Source organism: Lysobacter niastensis (assembly GCF_031457115.1).
Lineage (GTDB): Bacteria > Pseudomonadota > Gammaproteobacteria > Xanthomonadales > Xanthomonadaceae > Lysobacter_J > Lysobacter_J niastensis_A.
The window spans coordinates 916,206-937,999 of sequence record NZ_JAVDVY010000001.1; the positions used below are offsets into that span (position 1 = coordinate 916,206).

The window sequence follows — 21,794 nt, forward strand, 5'->3', positions numbered from 1 at the left end:
ATGTCCGCCGCGCCCGATCGTTCCCGTCGCGCGCTTGTTTTCGGCCGGCAGCAGGCGGAGCCGCCGCTGCGGCCGCCCTGGGCACTGACCGAGTCCGACTTCCTCGATCGCTGCACCGGATGCGGTGCGTGCATCGATCGCTGTCCCGAGCAGGTCCTGGCCCGTGGCACGGCCGGCTATCCGGTGTTCGATCCCAAGCTGGGCGAATGCACGTTCTGCGGCGATTGCGAGCAGGCCTGCGTGCCGCGCGCGCTGGACCGCGATGCCGTTGCTTCGCCGTGGAATCATCTGGCGCAAGTGGGCGACGCCTGCCTGCCGCGGCATGGCGTGGTCTGCTCAAGTTGTCGAGATGCCTGCCCGGAGCGCGCGATCGCGTTTCCCCTCACCACCGCCTTGCCCACGCCCGTGATCGACGCCGCGCTTTGCACCGGTTGCGGCGCCTGCGTGGGCGTTTGTCCGGTCGATGCGATCACGTTGCATCGCGCCGACAGGGAGACCGCATGACCACCGCATCGGACGTCGAACTCCACATCGCCAGCTTCGTGGTGCAGCACCGCCCCGAGGCCGCCGCTGCGCTCACCGTGAAGATCGACGAAAGCGGCGACATGGAACTCGCCCGCGAGGGCGAGTTCCGCAGCATCGTGCTGTGCGAATGCGAGAACCAGTACGCCATCCTCGACCGCATCGATGAACTGCGCGCCATCCCGGGCGTGCTCAATGTCCTGCTGGTCTATCACCACGCCGAACCGCGCGAGGCATTGGAAGCATCGATGCCGCATGCGCCCGACGCCGGAGTCGCGCCATGACCACCCGTCGCGAATTCATCCGAAACACCGCCGTCGCCACGGCCGCCGCCGCGGCCGGCATGACCCTGCCTGGCGACGCGGCCAACATCGTCACCGAGGGCGATCTCACCGCGCTGAAGTGGGACAAGGCGCCGTGCCGGTTCTGCGGCACCGGCTGCGGGGTCAACGTCGCGGTCAAGAACGGCCGCGTGGTGGCCACGCACGGCGACGTGCATGCCGAAGTCAACCGTGGCATCAACTGCATCAAGGGCTATTTCCTGTCCAAGATCATGTACGGCTCGGACCGCCTGACGATGCCGCTGCTGCGCAAGAAGAACGGCGCCTACGCCAAGGACGGCGAGTTCGAGCAGGTGAGCTGGGACGAGGCCTTCGACGTGATGGCCGCACAGTTCAAGCGCGTGCTGAAGGCAAAGGGGCCGGGCGCGGTCGGCATGTTCGGCTCCGGGCAGTGGACGATCTTCGAGGGCTACGCCGCCAACAAGCTGATGAAGGCCGGCTTCCGCAGCAACCACATCGACCCCAACGCGCGGCACTGCATGGCATCGGCGGTGATGGGCTTCATGCGCACCTTCGGCATGGACGAGCCGATGGGCTGCTACGACGACTTCGAGGCAGCCGATGCGTTCGTGCTGTGGGGCTCGAACATGGCCGAGATGCATCCGATCCTGTGGACGCGGGTCACCGACCGGCGCCTGTCGCATCCGCACGTGAAGGTCGCGGTGCTGTCCACGTTCGAGCACCGCAGCTTCGAGTTGGCCGACATCCCGATCGTGTTCAAGCCGCAGACCGACCTGGTCATCCTCAACTACATCGCCAACCACATCATCCGCAGCGGCAAGGTCAACAAGGACTTCGTCGGCAAGCACACCAGCTTCAAGCGCGGCAACGACGATATCGGCTACGGCCTGCGCCCGGAGCACCCGTTGGAGGTGAAGGCGAAGAATGCCAAGGACCCGGGCGGCGGCAAGCCGATCACGTACGACGAATTCGCCGCCTTCGTCGCGCCTTACACACTCGAGAAGACCGTCGAGATGACCGGCGTCGAGCGCGGCTGGCTCGAGCAGCTTGCCGAGTTGTATGCCGATCCCAACGTCAAGGTCACCTCGTTCTGGACCATGGGCTTCAACCAGCACACGCGCGGCGTGTGGGCCAACAACATGGTCTACAACCTGCACCTGCTGACCGGGAAGATTTCGACGCCGGGCAACAGCCCGTTCTCGCTGACCGGGCAGCCGTCGGCATGCGGCACCGCGCGCGAGGTCGGAACGTTCTGCCATCGGTTGCCGGCGGACATGCTGGTGGCCAACCCCGAGCACCGCAAACACGCCGAGGAAATCTGGAAGATCCCGCATGGCATCATCCAGCCCAAGCCGGGCTACCACGCGGTCGAGCAGAACCGCGCGCTGCGCGACGGAAAGCTCAACGCGTATTGGGTGATGGTCAACAACAACATGCAGGCCGCGGCCAACCTGCGCGAGGAAACCTGGCCGGGTTATCGCAACCCGGACAACTTCATCGTCGTGTCCGATGCGTATCCGACCGTGACCGCGCAGGCCGCCGACCTGGTGCTGCCGGCGGCGATGTGGGTGGAAAAGGAGGGCGCCTACGGTAACGCCGAGCGGCGCACGCAGGTCTGGCACCAGCTGGTCAAAGCGCCGGCGCAGGCGCGGTCGGACCTGTGGCAACTGATGGAATTCTCCAGGCGCTTCACCACCGAAGAGTGCTGGCCGGCCGATATCCTCGCCGCCAATCCGCAGTTCAAGGGCAAGACGTTGTTCGACGTGCTGTTCCATAACGGCAATGTCGACCGCTTTCCGGTTTCGGACATCGAGCAGGGCTACGCCAACGACGAGTCGCAGGCGTTCGGCTTCTACGTGCAGAAGGGCCTGTTCGAGGAATACGCCGCGTTCGGCCGCGGGCATGGCCACGACCTGGCGCCGTTCGACGACTACCACCGCACGCGTGGCCTGCGGTGGCCGGTGGTCAAGGGCAAGGAGACGCGCTGGCGCTACCGCGAAGGCGCCGATCCCTACGTCAAGGCCGGTACCGGCTACCAGTTCTACGGCAATCCGGATGGCCGGGCGGTGATCTGGGCATTGCCTTACGAGCCGGCACCCGAGCCCCCGGACGCGGAATACGACATGTGGCTGGTGACCGGGCGCGTGCTCGAACACTGGCACTCGGGTTCGATGACCATGCGCGTGCCGGAGCTGTACCGCAGCTTCCCGACCGCAGTGATATTCATGAACCCTGACGACGCCAAGGCACGCGGTCTCAAGCGCGGCGACGACGTGCGCGTGGTGTCGCGTCGGGGCGACATGCGAACACGGGTCGAGACGCGTGGGCGCAACCGCATGCCGCCGGGCGTGGTGTTCGTGCCGTGGTTCGACGCCGGCCAGCTGATCAACAAGGTGACGCTGGACGCGACCGATCCGATCTCCAAGCAGACCGATTACAAGAAGTGTGCGGTCAAGGTGCTGCGCGCCTAGGAGGAGTGCGATGGACATGCGCAACAAGCCGTGGCTGCTCGGCGCCGCCCTCATCGTGCTGATGATGGTGCTGGTATTCCTGGCCGGCCTGATGCTTGGGCGCGGCGCGAAGGCGCCGACAACGCCCCCAGCCGCGCCCGCAGCCAAGGTGTCGACGACGAATGTTCACGCGGAATCCAGCGTGATCGGGCGGACCGCATCCAAGCAACTCGACGGATTGCGTCGCGGCGTGCCGGTGGACCAGGAGGCGGCGCCGCTGCCGATGGCGCGGGTCGAGAACGTCGATCGCAAGCGCCTGCGCGCCTATCCGATGCAGCCACCGACCATCCCCCACGCGATCGACGGCTACCAGGTCGACAAGAACAGCAACCGCTGCATGCTCTGTCACGCCCGCGCCAATGCCGAGAAGTTCCAGGCTCCACCGGTCAGCGTCACCCATTACATGGATCGCGACGACCAGTTCCTTGCCACGATTTCGCCCCGGCGCTATTTCTGCAACCAGTGCCACGTGGTGCAGACCGACGCGCCGGTACTGGTGACCAACACCTTCGAGGACATCGATGCAGTAATGGCGGCCGCGGCTGAATCGAAAGGAGCGCAGTGATGCTGCGGCGCATCCTGGATGTCCTGCAACCCTACTGGCAGACGCTGCGCTCGCCGAGCGTGCACTACAGCCTGGGCTTCCTGGTGGCGGCCGGATTCCTCGCCGGCATCTTTTTCTGGGGCGGGTTCAACACCGCGCTGGAGGCGACCAATACCGAGAAGTTCTGCACCGGCTGCCACGAGATGCACGACAACGTGTTCAAGGAGCTCAAGTCGACCATCCACTACAGCAACCGCTCCGGCGTGCGCGCGACCTGCCCGGACTGCCACGTGCCGCACGACTGGACCGACAAGATCGCGCGCAAGATGCAGGCATCCAAGGAAGTGTGGGGCAAGGTGTTCGGCACGATCGATACGCGCCAGGAATTCCTCGATCACCGCCTGGAACTGGCCATGCACGAGTGGTCGCGCCTGAAAGCCAACGATTCGCTCGAGTGCCGCAACTGCCACGACTACGATTCGATGGACCTCACCCGCCAGGGCTCGCGCGCGGCGCAGATCCACCAGCGCTGGCTGGGAACCGGGCAGCGGACCTGCATCGACTGCCACAAGGGCGTGGCGCACAGCTTGCCGGACATGACCGGAATTCCGCAGGGCTGAGGCCTGCTCCGCTCATGGCGCAGGCGCAGGCGCAGACGCCTGCAGTTCCACGCGATAGCGTTGCGTCATGGCGTCGCCGAAGCAGGCAAAAACGATGCGCGCCTGCGGATGCCCGATCAGCCACGCCCGCACTTCGGCGACCGCCAGCGGCACCGCCTGTTCGATCGGGTAGCCGTACACGCCGCAGCTGATCGCGGGGAAGGCGATCGACGACAGGTCATGCTCATCGGCCAGCCTCAGCGCATTGCGGTAGCACGAGGCCAGCAGCGCCGGTTCGCCGACCTCTCCGCCGTGCCATACCGGACCGACCGTGTGGATGACGTGTCGCGCCGGCAGCCGGTGGCCGGCGGTGATCCGCGCCTCGCCGGTCGGGCAGCGCACGCCGGGCCGGACCTGCGGCAGCACGCTGCATTCGGCGAGCAGGCCGGGGCCGGCTGCGCGGTGGATCGCGCCGTCCACGCCGCCGCCGCCGAGCAGGGTCTCATTGGCGGCGTTGACGATGGCGTCGATCGCCAGCTCGGTGATATCGCCCTGGTAAATCTCGATGGTCATGTGGGGCGGACCTCGGCCCGCCGTGGATCATGTGCGCTGTGCGCCAAATGCCGTCGTCGCAGTGTGGTTGAACGGCGGGCCAGGACCCTCCCTACAGGCCTGCCAGCCATTCGTCGTCGGAACCTTCGTTGACGCCCTCGAACAGGAACGTGCTCAGGTAGCGTTCGCCGGTGTCGGGCAGCATGGCCAGGATCACCGCGCCTTTGTCTGCATCCTTGGCGACCTCCAGCGCGGCGGCAACGGTGGCGCCGGCAGAGATGCCGACGAACAGGCCCTCCTCCTGCGCGAGCCGGCGCGCCGTATCGCGCGCGACGACATCGTCGATCGGCAGGATCGCATCGGCGACCTCGCGATTGAGCACTTCGGGCACGAAGTCCGGTGTCCAGCCCTGGATCTTGTGCGGCTGCCACTCCTTGCCCGACAGCAGAGACGCGCCGGCCGGTTCGCAGGTGGTGACCCGCACTTCGGGGCGCGCGACCTTGAGCACTTCGCCCACGCCGGTAAGCGTGCCGCCAGTGCCCCAGCCGGTGACGAAATGATCCAGGCGCTGGCCGGCGAAATCGCGCAGGATTTCCGCCGCGGTGGTCTGCCGGTGGTAAGCCGGATTGGCCGGGTTGGTGAACTGCCTGGCAAGAAACCAGCCATGCTGCTTGGCCAATTCCTCGGCACGACGCACCATGCCGCTGCCGCGCTCGGCGGCCGGCGTGAGGATGACCTTGGCCCCGTAGGCCCGCATCAGCTTGCGCCGCTCGATCGAGAAGGTTTCGCTCATCGTGGCGACGAACTTGTAGCCGCGCGCGGCGCAGACCATGGCCAGGGCCACGCCGGTATTCCCCGACGTCGCCTCCACGACGGTGTCGCCGGGCTTGAGCAAGCCCTTTTCCTCGGCGTCGAGAATGATCGCGATCGCCAGGCGGTCCTTGACCGAACCCCCGGGATTGAAGGCCTCGACCTTCACGTAGAGGGTGACGTGGGTTGGCGCCAGCCGGTGCAGGCGGACGACCGGGGTATGGCCGATCGTGTCGAGGATGCTGTTGTGGATCATGGGCGACTCCAGGGCATTGGGGCGGGGAAGTCGGCCCGGCGCGTGGATCGGGCTGGTGGGGCTCGCCGGGCGGGGGCGTACGCTTGATCGGTTTCGCAGGTTGCCACAGACCTGCCAGGCATGCAGGAGTGGCCTGCCAAGGCCGAATGCACCGATTGTGCACAGTTTGCGGTCAACGAACGGGCCACGCGGACGTTATTGGTCGACCGCTAGAATTGGCAGGTTAAGAATCGGCGGGTCAAGACAATCCCCGCTCGCCGGCAGCCCTGTTCAAAACCGGGACCGCCACCCGCTCAGATCGATCCGCCCAGAGAACCGCATGCGACTTGTTTCCGTGTTCCGCGCCAGTTGCGTCCTGGCCTTCGTCATCGCCCTGGCCGCCTGCGGCCGCGACGGCGCTGCGCAGCAGAACGGGGGCGGCGGCGATCGGCCGGTGCCTGTGACCACGACGCAGGTGCGCATGCAGCCCTGGAGCGACACGGTGCTCGCGCTGGGCAACGTCAAGGCGCACGAGTCCATCACCGTCACCGCCAAGGTCAGCGAGACGGTGGAGAAGGTCCATTTCGAAAGCGGCGACACCGTCGCCGAGGGCGCGCCGCTGATCACCCTGACCGGTAACCAGCAGCAGGCGGCGCTGCAGCAGTCCGAGGCCGCCGCGGCGGAGGCCGATCGTCTGTACCAGCGCCAGAACGAACTGGCCGCGCAGCAGTTGATCGCGCGCTCCTCCCTGGACACCCAGCGCGCCGCGCGCGATGTCGCCCGCGCCCGCGTCGCGCAGATGCGCGCCGACATCGGTGACCGGGTGATCCGTGCGCCGTTCGGCGGCGTGCTCGGCATCCGCCAGGTCAGCCCCGGCTCGCTGGTGACGCCGGGCACGGCCATCGCCACGCTCGACGACACCGCGCGCGTCTATGTTGATTTCCCGGTGCCGGAAGCAATGCTTGCGCAGGTGGCCGTGGGCCAGATCGTGTCGGGCACCAGCACTGCCTATCCCGGACGCAAGTTCGACGGCAAGGTCAGCACCGTCGACGCCCGCATCGACGAGGCCACGCGCGCCGTGACCGTGCGCGGCGACTTCGCCAACGACGATCGCGCGCTGCGCCCGGGCATGCTGTTGCAGGTGACGCTGACGCGTCCGCAGCGGCCGGCGCTGCTGGTGCCCGAGATTTCCATCGTGCAGGTCGGCACCGATTCGTTCGTGTACCGGGTCAAGTCCGACGGCACGGTCGAGCGCGCCGACGTCAAGGTCGGCACGCGCCGCGAGGGCCTGGCCGAAGTGGCCGAAGGCCTGAAGGTGGGTGACCGCATCGTCGTCGACGGCACCGGCAAGCTGCGCGTCGGCGCCCGCGTCACCGACATCAAGGCCGAGCCGGGCAAACCCGCCGCCAAGCAGGGCTGACTGCGATGAATGTTTCCGATCTCTCGATCCGCCGCCCCGTATTCGCCACGGTCATCAGCCTGCTGCTGATCGTGCTGGGCGTGATGGCGTTCTCGCGCCTGACGCTGCGCGAGCTGCCGGCGATCGATCCGCCGATCGTCTCGGTCGACGTCACCTATCCGGGCGCCTCCGCAGCGGTGGTCGAGACGCGGGTGACGCAGATCCTGGAAGACGCGCTGTCCGGCATCGAGGGCATCGAGACGATCGAGTCGCGAAGCGTCAACGGACGTTCGTCGATCAGCATCGAATTCACCCTGGCGCGCGACATCGAGGCCGCCGCCAACGACGTGCGCGACTCGGTCAGCCGCGTCACCAACCGCTTGCCCGAGGAGGCCGATCCGCCGCAGATCGAGAAGGTCGAGGCCGACTCCGATCCCATCCTGTGGCTCAACATGAGCTCCACGCAGATGGACACGCTGCAGCTGTCCGACTACGCCGAGCGCTACGTCGTCGATCGGCTGTCCTCGGTGGACGGCGTGGCCCAGGTGCGCATCGGCGGCCAGCAGCGCTACGCGATGCGGGTGTGGCTGGACCGCGACGCGCTGGCCGCGCGCGGCATCACCGTCAACGAAATCGAGAAGGCGCTGAGCTCGGAGAACGTCGAGCTGCCGGCCGGCCGCATCGAATCCAACACGCGCGACTTCACGTTGCGCGTGGCGCGCAGCTACCAGAAGCCCGAGGACTTCGCCCAGATCCCGCTGGGCAAGGGCACCGACGGGTATGTGGTGCGGCTGGGCGACGTGGCCAAGATCGAGCTGAACTCGGCCGAGCGCCGCGCTTATTACCGCAGCAACGGCGAGCCCAACATTGGCCTGGGCATCGTCAAGATCTCCACTGCCAACAGCCTGGACGTCGCCCGCTCCGTGCGCGAGCAGGCCGAGCGGATCCAGCAGACGTTGCCGGCCGGCACCAAGATCTTCGTCGCCTTCGACACCACCACGTTCATCGAGTCGGCAGTCGAGCGCGTGTACCACACGCTGATCGAGGCGATCGTGCTGGTGCTGATCGTGATCTGGCTGTTCCTCGGCAGCGTCCGGGCCGCGCTGATCCCGGCGGTGACGGTGCCGGTGTGCCTGCTCGCGGCGTTCATTCCACTGTGGCTGTTCGGCTTCTCGATCAACCTGCTGACGCTGCTGGCATTGGTGTTGTGCATCGGGCTGGTGGTCGACGACGCGATCGTCGTGCTGGAGAACATCCAGCGCCGGACCGACCTGGGCGAGCCGCGCCTGGTGGCGGCGGCGCGCGGCACCAAGCAGGTCGCGTTCGCGGTGATCGCGACCACTGCGGTACTGGTGGCGGTGTTCCTGCCGGTGGGCTTCATGGAAGGCAACACCGGCCGCCTGTTCCGCGAGTTGTCGGTGGCGCTGGCCGGCGCGGTGGCGATCTCGGCCTTCGTCGCGCTGACGCTGACGCCGATGATGTCGTCCAAGCTGGTGCGCCCGCATCGTGAGGAGAGATCCAATCCGGTCAACCGCTGGGTCAACGCGCGCCTGGACTCGGTCGGCAACCGTTACGGCGACCTGCTTTCGCGCCTGATGGATCGCCCGCCGATGCGGCTATTGGCGATCATGGTTTCGGTGATGGTGCTCACGGGCATCGCGAGCGTCGTGCTGTTCAAGTTCGTTCCGTCGGAGCTGGCGCCGCCGGAGGACCGCGGCTTCTTCCAGATCTCCATACTCGGGCCGGAGGGCGCGGGCTTCGATTACACGGTCAAGCAGGTCCAGCAGGTCGAGAAGATCGTCGCCAGCCACACTGGCGCGGAAGGCGTGATCCAGCGCTACAACCCGCGCGTACCGGGCGGGTTCGGCGCCAGCGAGGAGATGCACACCGGCCGTGTGTCGGTGTTCCTGAAGGACTGGGACCAGCGCAGCATCAGTACCGCCGACGTCGCCAAGCAGCTCCAGGGCGAACTCGCCCAGCTCCCTGGCGTGCGCGCAATGCCGCAGGTGAGCGGCGGCCTGGTGCGCAGCCGCGGCCAGCCGATCGCCATCGTGCTGGGCGGGCCGGAATACGCCGAGCTCGCGCAGTGGCGCGACAAGCTGCTCGCGCGGATGGAGCAGAACCCCGGCTTCTTCTCCGCCGATTCGGACTACAAGGAAACCCGCCCGCAGATGCGCGTGGAGATCGATCGCCAGCGCGCCGCCGATCTGGGCGTTCCGGTGGGCGACATCGGCCATGCGCTGGAAACGATGATGGGCAGCCGTCGCGTCACCACCTTCGTGCAGAACGGCGAGGAGTACGACGTGATCGTCCAGTCCGACCGCGAACTGCGCGCGACGCCGGCCGACCTGGCGGCGATCCAGGTGCGCGCGCGTGACGGCGGACTGATACCGCTGTCCAACCTGGTCACTTTGAAGGAACTGGCCGAACCCGGCAGCCTCAACCGCTTCAACCGCCTGCGTTCGATCACCATCAGCGCGGGCCTCTCGCCCGGTTACCGCATGGGCGATGCGATCGCATGGCTGGAAAAGGCCGTGCAGGAAGAGTTGCCCGAGCATGCCCAGATCGATTGGAAGGGTGAGTCGCGCGAGTACAAGCAGGCCGGCGGCGCAGTGATGCTGACCTTCACGCTGGCGTTGCTGATCGTGTTCCTGGTGCTGGCGGCGCAGTTCGAGAGCTTCATCCATCCGTTCGTGATCATGCTGACGGTGCCGCTGGGCGTGCTCGGCGCGCTGATCGGCCTGGCGTTCACGGGCGGCACGCTCAATCTGTTCAGCCAGATCGGCATCGTCATGCTGGTCGGCCTGGCCGCGAAGAACGGCATCCTGATCGTCGAGTTCGCCAACCAGTTGCGCGATGAAGGCCGCAGCATCCGCCAGGCCATCGTCGAGGCTTCGTCGGTGCGCCTGCGCCCGATCCTGATGACGTCGATCGCCACCGTGGTCGGCGCGGTGCCCCTGGTGCTGGCTGGCGGTCCCGGGTCGGCCAGTCGCGCGACCATCGGCATCGTGGTGATCTTCGGCGTGTCGTTCTCGACGTTGCTGTCGCTGTTCGTGGTGCCGGCGTTCTACGTGATGCTGGCCAGGTTCACGCGCTCGCCGGAAGCGGTTGCGCACGAACTGGAAAAGCTGGAGGCGGAGACGCCGCAGGTGAGCGGGCACGCCTGAGGTTGGCGTTGCCGTTGTACTCCCTCTCCCGCGTCGGGAGAGGGCTGGTGAGGAACGAGCGCCGAATGCGCGAGTGCCTTTGCCGTTGCTTCGTTCCTGAAACAACAACGGTCAAAGCTTCCGTTCGCCCAAGGGTGGCTCCGTCCGTCGGCCACAGCGTCATCCCGGCGAGTGCCGCGCCTCGGTCCGTGGCTTGCGGTAACCTTGTTCCCATGTCCACGCCGGTTTCCCGTTCCCGCTTTCACGATGTGGCGTTGCGCGGCGAAGGTTTCGTGCTGCGGCCGTGGCGATCCGACGATCTGGGCGCATTGCTCGAACATGCTAACGACATCCGCATCGTGCGCGGCCTCAGCGACCGGTTCCCGCATCCGTACACCCGCGAAGACGGCGAGCGCTTCCTCGCCGGAGACGTCGTCGATCTGCGCGATCCCGTCCTCGCGATCGAAGTCGACGGACAGGCCTGCGGCGGCATCGGGGCCCGTCCCGGGCACGGTGGACGGCGTCATGGCGCCGAATTCGGATATTGGCTGGGCCACTCGCTTTGGGGGCGCGGCCTGATGACACAGGTGGTCGCGCTGTATGCCCCCTGGGTCATGCAACAACTGGCGCTGCACCGGCTGCAGGCGACGGTGCTGGACAACAATCCTGCATCGGCGCGCGTGCTGCAGAAGAACGGTTTCGAGGAAGAAGGCGCACTGCGCTGCGCCGTGGTGAAGTTCGGCGAACTGCGCGATCTGCGCGTATTCGCAAAGGTAAAAAGGAGTCTGGAAGATGCAACGCAAACCGCCCAATGATCCGCCCGGCCGCCCGCCGCGTGGCGGCCCCCGTTCCGAAGGTGGTGGCTCGCCGTGGACGCGCACGCCCGCGCGCGAAGGTGACGCGCACCGGCGCGAGCGAGGCCCGGTCCGTCCACGCGAGCAGCATGCGCGCGTGCACCAGGCCCGCGAGCATCAGGCCCACGACGAGTCCCATGCCGGACACGAAGACACCTCCGCCTTGCGCGAGCAGCGCAGCGTCGAGTTGCGCCTGTACGGACTCAACGCGGTGCATGCCGTGTTCGCCCGTCGTCCGCAGGCGATCCGCAAGCTGTATCTGAGCGAGTCGCGCATTCCGGCGCTGCAGCCACTGCTGAAGTGGTGCGTGGCCAATCGCGTGGGCTACCGCGTGGTCGACGAGACCGATCTGCACAAGTTGGCCGCCAGCACCCACCACGAAGGTGTGGTCGCCGACGTGCTGCGCGAGGAGCCGCTGGCGTTGTCGACCTGGCTGCGCGATCTGCCAGCCGGACCGCAGTGCGCGTTGTGGCTCGACGGCGTCGGCAATCCGCACAACCTGGGCGCGATCCTGCGCTCGGCCGCGCATTTCGGTGTCGTCGCGGTGTTCTTGCCGAAGCACTCGGCGCTGGCGCTTTCCGGCGCCGCCGCGCGCGTGGCCGAAGGCGGCGCCGAAGCCGTGCCGATGGTGCGACTGGGCCGCAGCGACAACGCCATCGCGCAGTTGCGCGGCGCGGGGTTCACCCTGGCCGCGACCATGGTCAAAGGCGGCAGCGACCTGTTCGGCACCGAACTTCCCGATCGCGTGATCTACGTAATGGGTGCCGAAGGCGAGGGGATGGACCGCGAGCTGGCAGCGGCCTGCGACCTGCAGCTTTCGATTCCGGGCACTGGCGCGGTGGAAAGTCTCAACGTCGCCGCGGCGACCGCCGTGCTGTTGTCGGTCTGGCGGGCCGGGCATTGAGCATGGTCATAACGATGGCGTGGCGCTCGATGGGTGTGCTCAAGGAGCCGGTGGTTCGCAGGCGTAATGAGCGTAGCTGACGTTTTCCGCGCTCTCGGCGCCAGGCGGCCATGACAGTTCCGCGGATCGTACTGAGCCAGGCAAGCAGCCCCGAGCTTGTCGTTGTCGCTCGTGATCTCTTCCGCGAGTACGCCCGGGCCATCGCGACCGATCTGGAGTATCAGGGCTTCGCGGCTGAGGTTGCGTCATTGCCCGTGCCCTACGTGCCACCCAATGGAGCACTGCTCATCGCGCATGCGGGCGCCGCCGTCGCCGGTTGTGTTGCCCTCAGGCCGCTTGATGCACACACGGGCGAGATGAAGCGTTTGTACGTCCGGCCCGCCTACCGGAACCTCGGCCTCGGCAAGCACCTGGTTGAAGCGATAATTCGAGCGGCGCGCGAGGCCGGCTACCGCGAGCTCCGTCTGGACACGCTGCCGAGCATGGCATCGGCCCAGGCGCTGTATCGGCAACTCGGATTCGCCGAGATCCCGCCGTACAACGAAGCGCATCTGCCGGGCACCCGTTTTTACGCACTAAGCCTGACCGCCAAACCTGGTTCAAGATCAGGCATGGCACGATCCCCACTCCGGAACTGGGCAAAAGCGCTGAAGCGGCAGACGCTCGTCGTCTACTTCGCGGCGCGCGACCCGCGCACCACCTGGCCGGTACGGGTGCTGGCGCTGTTCGTCGCGGCGTATGCACTCAGCCCGATCGATCTCATCCCGGATTTCATTCCGGTACTGGGCTACCTCGACGACCTGATCATTGTTCCCTTGGGTGTCATGCTGGTCCTGCGCCTGGTGCCGCCCGAGGTCGTGCGGTCCGCCAAGGAACAAGCGCTGGCAGCAGTCGAGCGGCCGGTCAGCCGTGCCATGGCCGTGGCCATTGTGGCAATCTGGAGCGTGTTGGCGGGGGTGCTCGGACTGTGGGCGTGGCAGTCGGTGCGCACGTGATCATTCAATGAATCCGAAGCCATCCTCGTAGCGGAAGGGGCATGAAGAACATCCTGCTGGTTGGCCTCGGAGGTTTTGTCGGCTCGATTGCCCGCTACAAGCTGGGCGGTTGGCTGCTGCACATGACGGCCCAGGAGCGGTTCCCCTTCAGTACCTTCGCAATCAACGTGACCGGTTGCCTCGTCGTGGGCATCCTCGCCGGGCTTGCCGAGCGCTACGAGTTTTTCAGCCCCGGCACTAGGTTGTTCCTGTTCACCGGCCTGCTGGGAGGGTTCACTACCTTTTCCGCGTTCGGGTTGGAAACCATGTTCCTGCTGCGGCGCGGTGAGCCCTGGGTGGCCGCGACGTATGTCGGTGCCAGCATGGTGCTTGGCATCGGCGCGGTCTGGCTCGGCATCAAGTTCATCTCCTTGTTGCCGCGCTAGTACGTCAGTTGTTTGTCTGCGAGGTCGTTGTCCGCGAGTCAGCGCATCAGGGAGACGATATGGGCTGGTTGATCACCAAATACCTGCTGACGGCCGCCGTCGTCGTCATCGTGTCGGAGGCCGCCAAGCGCAGCGACCGGCTTGGCGGTTTCATTGCGGCGCTTCCGATGGTGACGGTGCTGGCCCTGATCTGGCTCTATGTCGAGAAGCAGCCTTCGACCAAGATCGCCAACCATGCGTGGTACACGTTCTGGTACGTGGTGCCCACGCTTCCGATGTTCCTGGCATTTCCGGCGCTGCTGCCCCGCATTGGTTTCTGGCCGACAATGCTGGCCAGCGTCGCCATCACGCTCGTGTCCTTCTATCTGTTCGCGCTGCTGGTTCGACCGTTCGGGATCGACCTGCTTCCCTGATGGGCGCACGCTGCCTACGACGCAGCGCTGCTCACAGCGTCCTGACGACCTCGCCACCGGATCGCTGGAGCAGGTCGGCCGCGATCTTCATCTGCTCATGCGAGAGCGCATGCACCACGACGGCGCATTTGCCTTCTTCCAGCGCACCCCGGATTTTCAGGATGTAGGGGTCGTGGTCCGGTCGAAGGGTGACCAGTCCTCCCAGGAATAGTCCCGCGGTGGCGCCGAAGAATACGAGAACTCCAGCCGCCATCACGGCCGAGTTGACGATGAACGGGATGCCCATCGAGAACAGGAGTGCAAACGCCAGGGCGCCTACGACCGCGCCAGCCAAGCCGAGCCACAGGTGCGCGCGGAGCATGGTCAGGAAGATTCCATGACTCTCCGGTTCCAGCTTCCGACCAACGCGCGGATCCCTTGAGGTAATCAACTGCACCTGGGAGCGGGGCAGGTCCAGTGAGCGCCGCAGATGATCGGCCACTCGTTGCGCTTCGACCTCGTTGCCCAGCACGGCGGCCACCTTGCTGTTCGAAACTTCGCCGGTGATGACATGTTCCGCCATGGCACGACTCCCATTGCAAACACCCTTTGGGAGGGTCGGACGTGCCGGGTCGCGTGTCCGTGAAATAAGGCATAACGCGGGCGCAAGGTTATGGCCGGGCTTACGTAGGTGATGCCGACGTGAGCCTTGCGACATGTTCAGTTGATCCGTCTTCAGGGACTGTGAGTCGGACCTGCTGATACGTTGCGTCGCTGTGCGCGGACCCAAGCAACATCCTCTCGACGCGGGGCGGCAATGCATGTGCCAAGGAAGCGCCGTACGGCCCGCGGATGGCCAATGCATTCGATTGATGGTCGCCGTGAAAAGCGCAGCGATTGGATTGTCGCGCGCGCCTGCGGGCTACTGCGTCGCCAATTCCCGCGCGGCGTTCTGCGGTGAAAAGGCGGTTGCCGCGATACGACCAGATTGTCGTACCGCGGCGTCCTTATCTGCGAATCACTTCGCGGCGGCGGCGTGGCCGGTGGTCGGCTTGCTGCCGAAATCACCCTCGGCCGAAGCGGCCAGGTACGCGAACACGGCATAGGCGGCCACGTTCTGCGCCAATGCCTTCGGGTCGATCTTGTCGAAAGTGTCGTCCGGCGTGTGATGCAGGTCGAAGTAGTCGGTGCCGTCCTGCGCCAGGCGCGCCCAGGCCAGGCCCTTCTCGGCGGACGGGCCGATGTCCGGGCCTGCACCGCCCTCGCCAGGCTTGTATTCGATGCCCAGCGGCGCCAGCGCCTGCGCGATCTGCGCGTCGGCGGCCTTGGCGTAGTCGGGCGCCGAGCTGGAATAGGCATAGATGCGGCCGGCGCCGAAGTCGCTCTCTGCGCCGATCTGGTGCTTGCCCAGGTTCGGCTCGTGCCGGGCCGCGTAGGCCTTGCCGCCGTGCAGGCCTTGTTCCTCATTGGCGAAGGCGACCACGCGGATGGTGCGCGCCGGGCGGTGCTTGAGATCGCCGATGAGCTTGGCGGCGGCCATCGTCAGGCTCACGCCCGCGCCGTCGTCGATCGCGCCGGTGCCCAGGTCCCACGAATCCAGATGCCCGCCGATCAGCACGATTTCCTCAGGCTTCTTGCTGCCGCGGATCTCGCCGATCACGTTCTGCGACGTGTAGGTGCCGTCCCATCCGCAATCCAGCGCCATGCGGACCTTGACCGGGCCACGCGCGAGCAGGCGCGCGAGCTGGTCGGCGTCGGGCACCGCGAGTGCGGCCGACGGGATCGGCGCAAGGCCCTCGTCGAAGCGGGTGATGCCGGTGTGCGGCATGCGGTGCGAGTCGGTGCCGGCCGAGCGCATCAGGTAACCGGCCGCGCCGGCGCGGATCGCCGCCGACGGACCGCGGCTGCGGACCTTGCCGCCCGGGCCGTAACCGGCGCCGTCGCGGGCTCGCTCCATGCGGTAGTCGATGAAGGCGATCTTGCCGGCCAGCGAACCCGGCGCGGCGGCTTCCAGCGCGGCCAGGTCGGCGAAGCGCACGACTTCGGCCTCGACGCTGCCGCCCGGGCTGCCGCCCAGCGCGGTCAGGCGCAGCGGCTGTGCACTGGCGCCCAGCACCTGTGCGCTCTCGCTGCGACGCTCCCACTTCGGAAAGGTCACCGGCTCGGTCCAGACGCGGTCGAAACCGAGCTCCTTGAACTTGGCCTGCGCCCAGGCCACGGCGCGCGCGTCGGCTTCGCTGCCGGCCAAGCGCGGACCGACCTCGGTGGTCAGCGATTCGGTGATGCGATAGCCCAGGTCGCTGGCCAGCGCGGTCTCGCGCAGCTTGGCCGCGCTGGCCATGGCCTGGTCGGGAATGCGGGTTTCGCGCTTGGAAATATCGGCGGCGAGGGCGGAGCTGGACAGCACGGCTCCGGACAGCAGCGTGGCGATGGCCACCGACAGCATTGCGCGCATTACGACGAATCCCCAGGCGGAAAAAACGAAGCCGCGAGCGTAGCAACTCGCGGCTTCATGCAGGGGTGCCTGTAGTCACGCGGGCTGTGCCGCGTTTGGCATTACGGCTGGCGCGTCTTCAGCGAGTCGCGGATCTCGCGCAGCAGCAGCACGTCCTCGGGCACGGCCGGCGCCGCGGCGGGGGCGCGCACTTTGTTGTAGGCCTTGAGGAACAGGAAGATGACGAAGGCGATCAGCATGAAATCGATGATGGTCTGGATGAATGCGCCGTACTTGATCGCCAACTCGGCGACCTCCTTGCCGGCGGCGTCCAGGTGCGCGGGCCGGATCACGTGCTTCCAGTCGCTGACGCTGGCACCGCCGGTCATCGCGCCGATCGCCGGCATGACGATGCCGTCGACCAGGGCGGTGACGATCTTGCCGAAGGCCGCGCCGATCACCACGCCGACGGCGAGGTCGACCACGCTGCCGCGCGCAATGAATTCCTTGAACTCGCTGATCATGCCCATCGTGCGTTCCCTTCCAGGGTGGACTGACCGGGGACTATACCGTCGGTGCGGTGACCTGGCCCTGCAACACGGCAATCCCGTCGAGCACGGCTTCGAAGCGGTCGCCCGGCTGCAGCGGCCCGACACCGGCCGGCGTGCCCATGAAGACGAGGTCGCCGGCGCGCAGTGCGAACAGGCGCGACAGTTCGTGCAGGATCTCCGGCACGTTCCAGACCAGGTCGGCGAGCGACCCATGCTGGCGGATCTCGCCGTTGACCTTCAGGCCCAGCGTGCGCGCGCCCAACTCGCCGGCTTCGGCCAGCGGGACGATCGGGCTGATCGGTGCGGAATGGTCGAACGCCTTGCCGGTATCCCACGGCAGGCCCTTGGCCTTGGCGGCGCCCTGCAGGTCGCGTCGGGTCAGGTCCAGGCCGACCGCGTAACCGAACACCAGCGCTCCGGCATCGGCCACGTCGAGCACGCCTGCGGGCGCGTCGCGTCCGATCGCCACGACCAACTCGACCTCGTGGTGCAGGTCGCGGGTGCCGCGCGGGTAGGGCACCACGCCGTCCAGGACGATGGCGTCGGCCGGCTTGCAGAAGAACACCGGCGAGCCGCGGTCGGCGGCGGACGTCGGCACCGCAGCGCCCATTTCGCGGGCGTGCTCGGCGAAGTTGCGGCCGACGCAGTAAATGCGGCGGACCGGGAATGTGCTGTCGGAGGGGAGTTGCTGGCTGCGGACGGGGATGCGCGGCTGCTGCGGCGCCGGGATGACGTCGCTCATGCGCGGCGGGTCAGCACCGGGGCGGCAACGGCCGGGGCGCGGACCACGCGGAACTCGCCCTCGACCACGCGCGGACCGTGCGCGACCCGCTGGCCGCGGCGCTTCCACATCTTCCACACCAGGCCCGCGGCGATCATCGCCGCGCCCAACACCACACTGAACATCACCAGCACGACCAGCAACGACAGCCCGACCAGACCCAGCGCGAAGCGCAGCAGGCGATGGCGGGGCTTGCGCGGCTCGAAGCCGTTCCGGAACAGATGATCGAAGCGGAAGCTCTGGGCGGACATTCTTGGCGTGAGACAATGCGGCTGGCGCCGGGCAGGCGAGTATCGGGCCAGGTATGAACGAGGGTGTGAGAACTTCGTTAAACAATGAGCATCCCGCGGCCGGGGAAACGGTCGCGTTGCTGCCCCTTGACCGCATAGCGGACGGCGGCTTCGCCGAAACCGAGGTCACCATCGACGGCGATGCCGAGTCGCTGCTGCTCTATCGTGACGGCGATCACGTGCGGGCGTGGCTCAACATCTGCCCGCATGCCGGCCGCCGCCTCGACTGGGCGCCCGGGCAGTTCCTCAAGAGCAAGGACGGCCTGCTGGTCTGCGCTGCGCATGGCGCCAGCTTCGAACTGCAGCGCGGCGAATGCGTCGCCGGCCCGTGCCGCGGCGAGGCGTTGCGTGCCGTGCCGGTGTCGATCCGCGAAGGCCAGGTCTTCCTCGGCGACTGATTCTGCAGTGATGACCGGCGCGAGGATCATTGCGCGGACGGCCTGACAGGCATCGGAGGCTCGGCATGGACAACTCGGTAGTCACCGCGATGGCCGCCCTGTTCGGCAGCCTGATCGGCGGTCTCACGACGCTGGCGACGGCATGGCTGAGCCAGCGCTACACCACCCGTAACCAGCGCCTGCGCGAGGAGATCGCCAAGCGCGAGACGCTGTACGGCGAGTACATCGACGAAGCCTCGGAGCGGATGATCGACGCACTCGGGCACGAGCTCGGGGACGCCAACCAGATCGTGCGGATGTATGGCCTGTTCTGCCGCATCCAGTTGGTGTGCAGCGGTCCCGTGCTGGAGACGGCGGAGCAACTGATGAAGAGGACGGCCGAGGTCTATGCCATGCCGAGCATCACCCTGGAGGACCTGCTGCGCGGCGCACGCGAAAGTACGGCGGAGAGCGATCCGATCGTCGCCTTCAGCCGGGCGTGCCGGCAGGAGCTGGAGGAGCTGCAGCGCCGATTGTGAGGCTCGTCCTCAAAGGAGGAACGAGCCAGCATTCCCGCACGTGCTCAGTACAGCAGGTTGACCATCAGCACGATCACCAGCGTGTAGATCAGCGACAACGGCCCGCCGATCTTCCACAGTTCCTTGCCCGTGTAGCCGGCCGGGCCCGTGATCATCGAGATCACCGGATTGGATGCGGTCATGAAGTTGTTGGACGCCGACAGCGCCACGATCAGCGCGAACGCGGTCGGGTTGCCGCCGGCCGCCAACGCCAGGTTCACCGCGAGCGGCACGACGACGATGGTTGCACCGACATGGCTGATCACCAGCGAGAACGCCGTCGTCAGCAGCCCCAGCGCCAGTTCCAGCAGCCATACCGGCGTGCCGCTGGGCAGCCGCTCCACGGAGTGCCCCGCGATCCACGCCGCCGCGCCGCTGGAGTCCATCGCCCATCCAAGCGGGATCAGGCACGCCATCAGGAACACGGTCTTCCAGTTGATGGCGGCATAGGCTTCGTCGATGTGCAGCACGCCGGCGACCAGCATGCCGGCCACGCCGGTCATCAGTGCGATTGACACCGGCAGCCGCGAGGACAGCGCCAGCAACATCGACACGGCGAAGATCGCCATCGCGATCTTGAACTTGTGTGGGCGCTGCTCGCCCTTGGGGTAGTCGGTGACCACCACCAGGTCCTTGCTTTCAGCCGCTTCGGCCAGGTCGGTCCAGATGCTGTGGAACACCAGCATGTCGCCGGCGCGCAGCGACACATCGCGCACGTTCTCGCGCAGCACGGTCTTGTCGCGGTTCACCGCCAGCAGGCTCAGGCCCATCTGCTTGCGCAGCTGCAGGTCGCGGCCGGTCTTGCCGATGAACTGCGACGTGGCCGGGATCACCGCCTCGGAGATGCCGGCCCGGCTCGGGTTGAACAGGTCGGCGAAATTGCGCAGACGTGAACTCAGGCGCAGCAGGTGGTTCTGGGCGAAGTCGCTGACCTGCTGCCTGGTCCCCATCGCGCCGATCACGCTGCCGACCCAGATGCGCTCGTCCGCCGGCGGTGCCAGGCGCGATTCGTCGCCGGTCTTGAGCGCCAGCAGCAACGGAGCGCTGTGCAGGGCCTCGGCCTCGCCCAGCGACATGCCCACCAGCGGGCTGTCGGCGGTGACGGTGAGCTCGTAGACGTCGCCGTCGATGCCATAGGCCTTGGCGAAGTAGCTCTGCGTGCGTGCCGGCGTGGCGCCCTTGCCGTCCTCGTCGCGCAGCTGCTTGTCGCCGAAGAAATGGAAGTACGCCAGCGAGGCCGCCAGCAGCCCCAGGCCGATCGGCAGCGGCGCGAACATCTTCAGCGGTTCCAGCGTCGCCGCGCCCGAGGGCAGGTTGGCGTTGGCGGCCAGCAGCAAGTCGTTGAGCAGGATCAGCGGCGAGTTGCCGACCATGGTCAGCGCGCCGCCCATCACGATTGCGGCGGCGATCGGCAGCAGCAGGCGCGGCAGGGTCAGGCCGGTGCGCGAGGACAGGCGCGCGGCGACCGGCATGTAGAGCGCCATCACCGACGGGTTCTGCATGATCGACGAGTTGATGCCCGCCACCGCGCAGGTCAACAACAGCAATCGCTGCTCAATACCCCGCGCGCGCCGCAGCAGCCAGCCGGCCAGGCGATTGAGGGCGCCGGTACGATCCAGCCCGGCGCCCAGGATCATCGTCGCGATGATGCTGATCACCGCGTTACCGGAGAAGCCGTTGAACAACTCGTCGGTCTCGACGATCCCCGACAGGCCCAGCAGCACCAGCACGACCAGGGCGACGACGTCGGCGCGGATGCGCTCGAACAGGAACATCACCATCGTGAAGCCCACCAGCCCGAGCACGAGCTTCATGTCAGTGGTGAGCGGCAGCGCGGTGTCCATGCCGTTATTGGGTCGGCTCGTCAGGTCCGGTCATAAAGAAGATCCCACACACCGTGGCCAAGTTTCTGGCCGCGGGTCTCGAAGTGGGTCTGCGGTCGCCATTCCGGCCGCGGCACGCTGCCGCGCGGACCGGCTCGATTGATCAGCCCCGGCGTCGCATCGAGCACGTCCCACATCTGCTCGGCATAGTCGTGCCAATCGGTAGCGAGGTGCAAGCGCCCGCCGACGGCGAGTTTGCCGGCGATCAGCCTGGCGAACTCGGTCTGGACCAGGCGGCGCTTGTTGTGGCGCTTCTTGTGCCAGGGATCGGGGAAGTAGATGCGGACCTCGTCGAGCGAGCCGTCGGCGATCTCGTTGCGCAGCACCTCGACCGCGTCGTGGTGGTAGACGCGCACGTGGTCGCTGCCGTCCTCGGCCAGCGCATTGAGCAGACGGCCGACGCCGGGCGCATGCACTTCGATGCCGATCAGGTTGCGGTCCTTGTCGTGCTGGCCGGCGTAGCGCAGTGCCTCGCCGTTGCCGAAGCCGATCTCGAGCACGCGTCGGGCCTTGCGGCCGAACACCGTGTCGAAATCGCGCGGCTGGCCGGTGTAGTCGAGGCCGAACCGCGGCCAGTGTGTGTCGAACGCGCGCTGCTGGGCCTCGGTGAAGCGGCCCTGGCGCAGCACGAAGCTACGTATCTGGCGGCGGCCTTCCTCGACGGTGAAGGGCTTGGGCGGGACTTTCCTCGAATCCTCTGAACTCATGGCG

22 protein-coding genes and 1 pseudogene are annotated in these 21,794 nt (G+C 67.0%); 14 read left to right on the top strand and 9 right to left on the bottom strand.

The genetic code is table 11. The features are described 5' to 3' along the window. Genes napF through J2X06_RS04195 form a run of 5 tightly spaced genes read left to right on the top strand, consistent with a single transcriptional unit; the run spans position 1 to position 4,498 of the window. The gene (napF, locus tag J2X06_RS04175; RefSeq protein ID WP_310058663.1) at positions 1-504 is read left to right on the top strand and encodes a ferredoxin-type protein NapF; all 504 of its coding nucleotides are present in this window, start codon (positions 1-3) and stop codon (positions 502-504) included. Further along, positions 501-806 carry a chaperone NapD gene (locus tag J2X06_RS04180; RefSeq protein ID WP_310058666.1) on the top strand — a complete coding sequence of 102 codons (306 nt, stop codon included), beginning with the start codon at positions 501-503 and terminating at the stop codon, positions 804-806. The genes napF and J2X06_RS04180 overlap by 4 nt, the downstream gene beginning before the upstream one ends. Then, complete coding sequence (gene napA / locus J2X06_RS04185; RefSeq protein WP_310058669.1) at positions 803-3,295, top strand: periplasmic nitrate reductase subunit alpha; 2,493 nt, start codon at positions 803-805, stop codon at positions 3,293-3,295. The genes J2X06_RS04180 and napA overlap by 4 nt, the downstream gene beginning before the upstream one ends. 10 nt (positions 3,296-3,305) lie before the next feature. Beyond that, on the top strand, positions 3,306-3,899 hold the full coding sequence (locus J2X06_RS04190; protein ID WP_345784501.1) for a nitrate reductase cytochrome c-type subunit: 594 nt from the start codon (positions 3,306-3,308) through the stop codon (positions 3,897-3,899). After that, positions 3,899-4,498 carry a NapC/NirT family cytochrome c gene (locus J2X06_RS04195; protein ID WP_310058673.1) on the top strand — a complete coding sequence of 200 codons (600 nt, stop codon included), beginning with the start codon at positions 3,899-3,901 and terminating at the stop codon, positions 4,496-4,498. Before J2X06_RS04190 ends, J2X06_RS04195 begins: the two co-directional genes overlap by 1 nt. Before the next feature lie 12 nt (positions 4,499-4,510). Here the strand turns inward: J2X06_RS04195 and J2X06_RS04200 are convergent, their stop codons facing one another. Both J2X06_RS04200 and cysK read right to left on the bottom strand, forming a co-directional pair. Then, positions 4,511-5,050, bottom strand: a complete 540-nt coding sequence (locus tag J2X06_RS04200) for an O-acetyl-ADP-ribose deacetylase (protein ID WP_310058676.1) — start codon at positions 5,048-5,050, stop codon at positions 4,511-4,513. Between the two features lie 91 nt (positions 5,051-5,141). Next, a complete protein-coding gene (gene cysK, locus J2X06_RS04205) occupies positions 5,142-6,095 on the bottom strand; it encodes a cysteine synthase A (RefSeq protein WP_310058678.1) in 954 nt (317 codons plus the stop codon). Positions 6,096-6,414: 319 nt separating this feature from the next. Here cysK and J2X06_RS04210 point away from each other — a divergent pair, with 319 nt between their 5' ends. From J2X06_RS04210 to J2X06_RS04240, 7 genes and pseudogenes are all read left to right on the top strand, one after another. Then, positions 6,415-7,494: an efflux RND transporter periplasmic adaptor subunit gene (locus J2X06_RS04210; protein WP_310058680.1), complete on the top strand. Its 1,080-nt coding sequence runs from the start codon at positions 6,415-6,417 to the stop codon at positions 7,492-7,494. 5 nt (positions 7,495-7,499) lie between these two features. Further along, complete coding sequence (locus tag J2X06_RS04215; protein ID WP_310058683.1) at positions 7,500-10,640, top strand: efflux RND transporter permease subunit; 3,141 nt, start codon at positions 7,500-7,502, stop codon at positions 10,638-10,640. 212 nt (positions 10,641-10,852) lie between these two features. After that, positions 10,853-11,434: a GNAT family N-acetyltransferase gene (locus tag J2X06_RS04220; protein ID WP_310061228.1), complete on the top strand. Its 582-nt coding sequence runs from the start codon at positions 10,853-10,855 to the stop codon at positions 11,432-11,434. Next, positions 11,412-12,377 (top strand): annotated as a pseudogene (locus J2X06_RS04225) (TrmH family RNA methyltransferase). Before J2X06_RS04220 ends, J2X06_RS04225 begins: the two are co-directional and overlap by 23 nt. Before the next feature lie 110 nt (positions 12,378-12,487). Continuing rightward, positions 12,488-13,372 (top strand): GNAT family N-acetyltransferase, encoded by an 885-nt coding sequence (locus tag J2X06_RS04230; protein ID WP_310058687.1) that lies wholly within the window; start codon positions 12,488-12,490, stop codon positions 13,370-13,372. A gap of 41 nt (positions 13,373-13,413) precedes the next feature. Then, positions 13,414-13,797, top strand: a complete 384-nt coding sequence (gene crcB, locus J2X06_RS04235) for a fluoride efflux transporter CrcB (protein ID WP_310058689.1) — start codon at positions 13,414-13,416, stop codon at positions 13,795-13,797. A gap of 59 nt (positions 13,798-13,856) precedes the next feature. Continuing rightward, the gene (locus J2X06_RS04240; RefSeq protein WP_310058692.1) at positions 13,857-14,210 is read left to right on the top strand and encodes a DUF3147 family protein; all 354 of its coding nucleotides are present in this window, start codon (positions 13,857-13,859) and stop codon (positions 14,208-14,210) included. A gap of 31 nt (positions 14,211-14,241) precedes the next feature. Here the strand turns inward: J2X06_RS04240 and J2X06_RS04245 are convergent, their stop codons facing one another. The 5 genes from J2X06_RS04245 to J2X06_RS04265 form a co-directional block, all read right to left on the bottom strand. Continuing rightward, positions 14,242-14,772, bottom strand: a complete 531-nt coding sequence (locus J2X06_RS04245; protein ID WP_310058694.1) for a hypothetical protein — start codon at positions 14,770-14,772, stop codon at positions 14,242-14,244. Between the two features lie 435 nt (positions 14,773-15,207). Further along, positions 15,208-16,644, bottom strand: a complete 1,437-nt coding sequence (locus J2X06_RS04250; protein WP_310058697.1) for a M28 family peptidase — start codon at positions 16,642-16,644, stop codon at positions 15,208-15,210. Between the two features lie 101 nt (positions 16,645-16,745). Next, complete coding sequence (gene mscL / locus J2X06_RS04255) at positions 16,746-17,153, bottom strand: large-conductance mechanosensitive channel protein MscL (RefSeq protein WP_310058699.1); 408 nt, start codon at positions 17,151-17,153, stop codon at positions 16,746-16,748. 34 nt (positions 17,154-17,187) lie between these two features. Beyond that, complete coding sequence (locus J2X06_RS04260) at positions 17,188-17,916, bottom strand: fumarylacetoacetate hydrolase family protein (protein ID WP_310058701.1); 729 nt, start codon at positions 17,914-17,916, stop codon at positions 17,188-17,190. Then, positions 17,913-18,206, bottom strand: coding sequence for a hypothetical protein (locus J2X06_RS04265; RefSeq protein ID WP_310058703.1), 294 nt, complete (start codon positions 18,204-18,206; stop codon positions 17,913-17,915). Before J2X06_RS04265 ends, J2X06_RS04260 begins: the two co-directional genes overlap by 4 nt. A gap of 53 nt (positions 18,207-18,259) precedes the next feature. Between J2X06_RS04265 and J2X06_RS04270 the strand changes: the two genes are divergently transcribed. Next, the gene (locus tag J2X06_RS04270; protein ID WP_310058705.1) at positions 18,260-18,643 is read left to right on the top strand and encodes a Rieske (2Fe-2S) protein; all 384 of its coding nucleotides are present in this window, start codon (positions 18,260-18,262) and stop codon (positions 18,641-18,643) included. A 65-nt stretch (positions 18,644-18,708) separates the two neighbouring features. Further along, positions 18,709-19,161: a hypothetical protein gene (locus J2X06_RS04275; protein ID WP_310058707.1), complete on the top strand. Its 453-nt coding sequence runs from the start codon at positions 18,709-18,711 to the stop codon at positions 19,159-19,161. A 44-nt stretch (positions 19,162-19,205) separates the two neighbouring features. Here the strand turns inward: J2X06_RS04275 and J2X06_RS04280 are convergent, their stop codons facing one another. Further along, positions 19,206-21,044 (bottom strand): SLC13 family permease, encoded by a 1,839-nt coding sequence (locus J2X06_RS04280; RefSeq protein WP_310058709.1) that lies wholly within the window; start codon positions 21,042-21,044, stop codon positions 19,206-19,208. A 20-nt stretch (positions 21,045-21,064) separates the two neighbouring features. Continuing rightward, positions 21,065-21,790 carry a tRNA (guanosine(46)-N7)-methyltransferase TrmB gene (gene trmB, locus J2X06_RS04285; protein WP_310058712.1) on the bottom strand — a complete coding sequence of 242 codons (726 nt, stop codon included), beginning with the start codon at positions 21,788-21,790 and terminating at the stop codon, positions 21,065-21,067. Positions 21,791-21,794 lie beyond the last annotated feature (4 nt).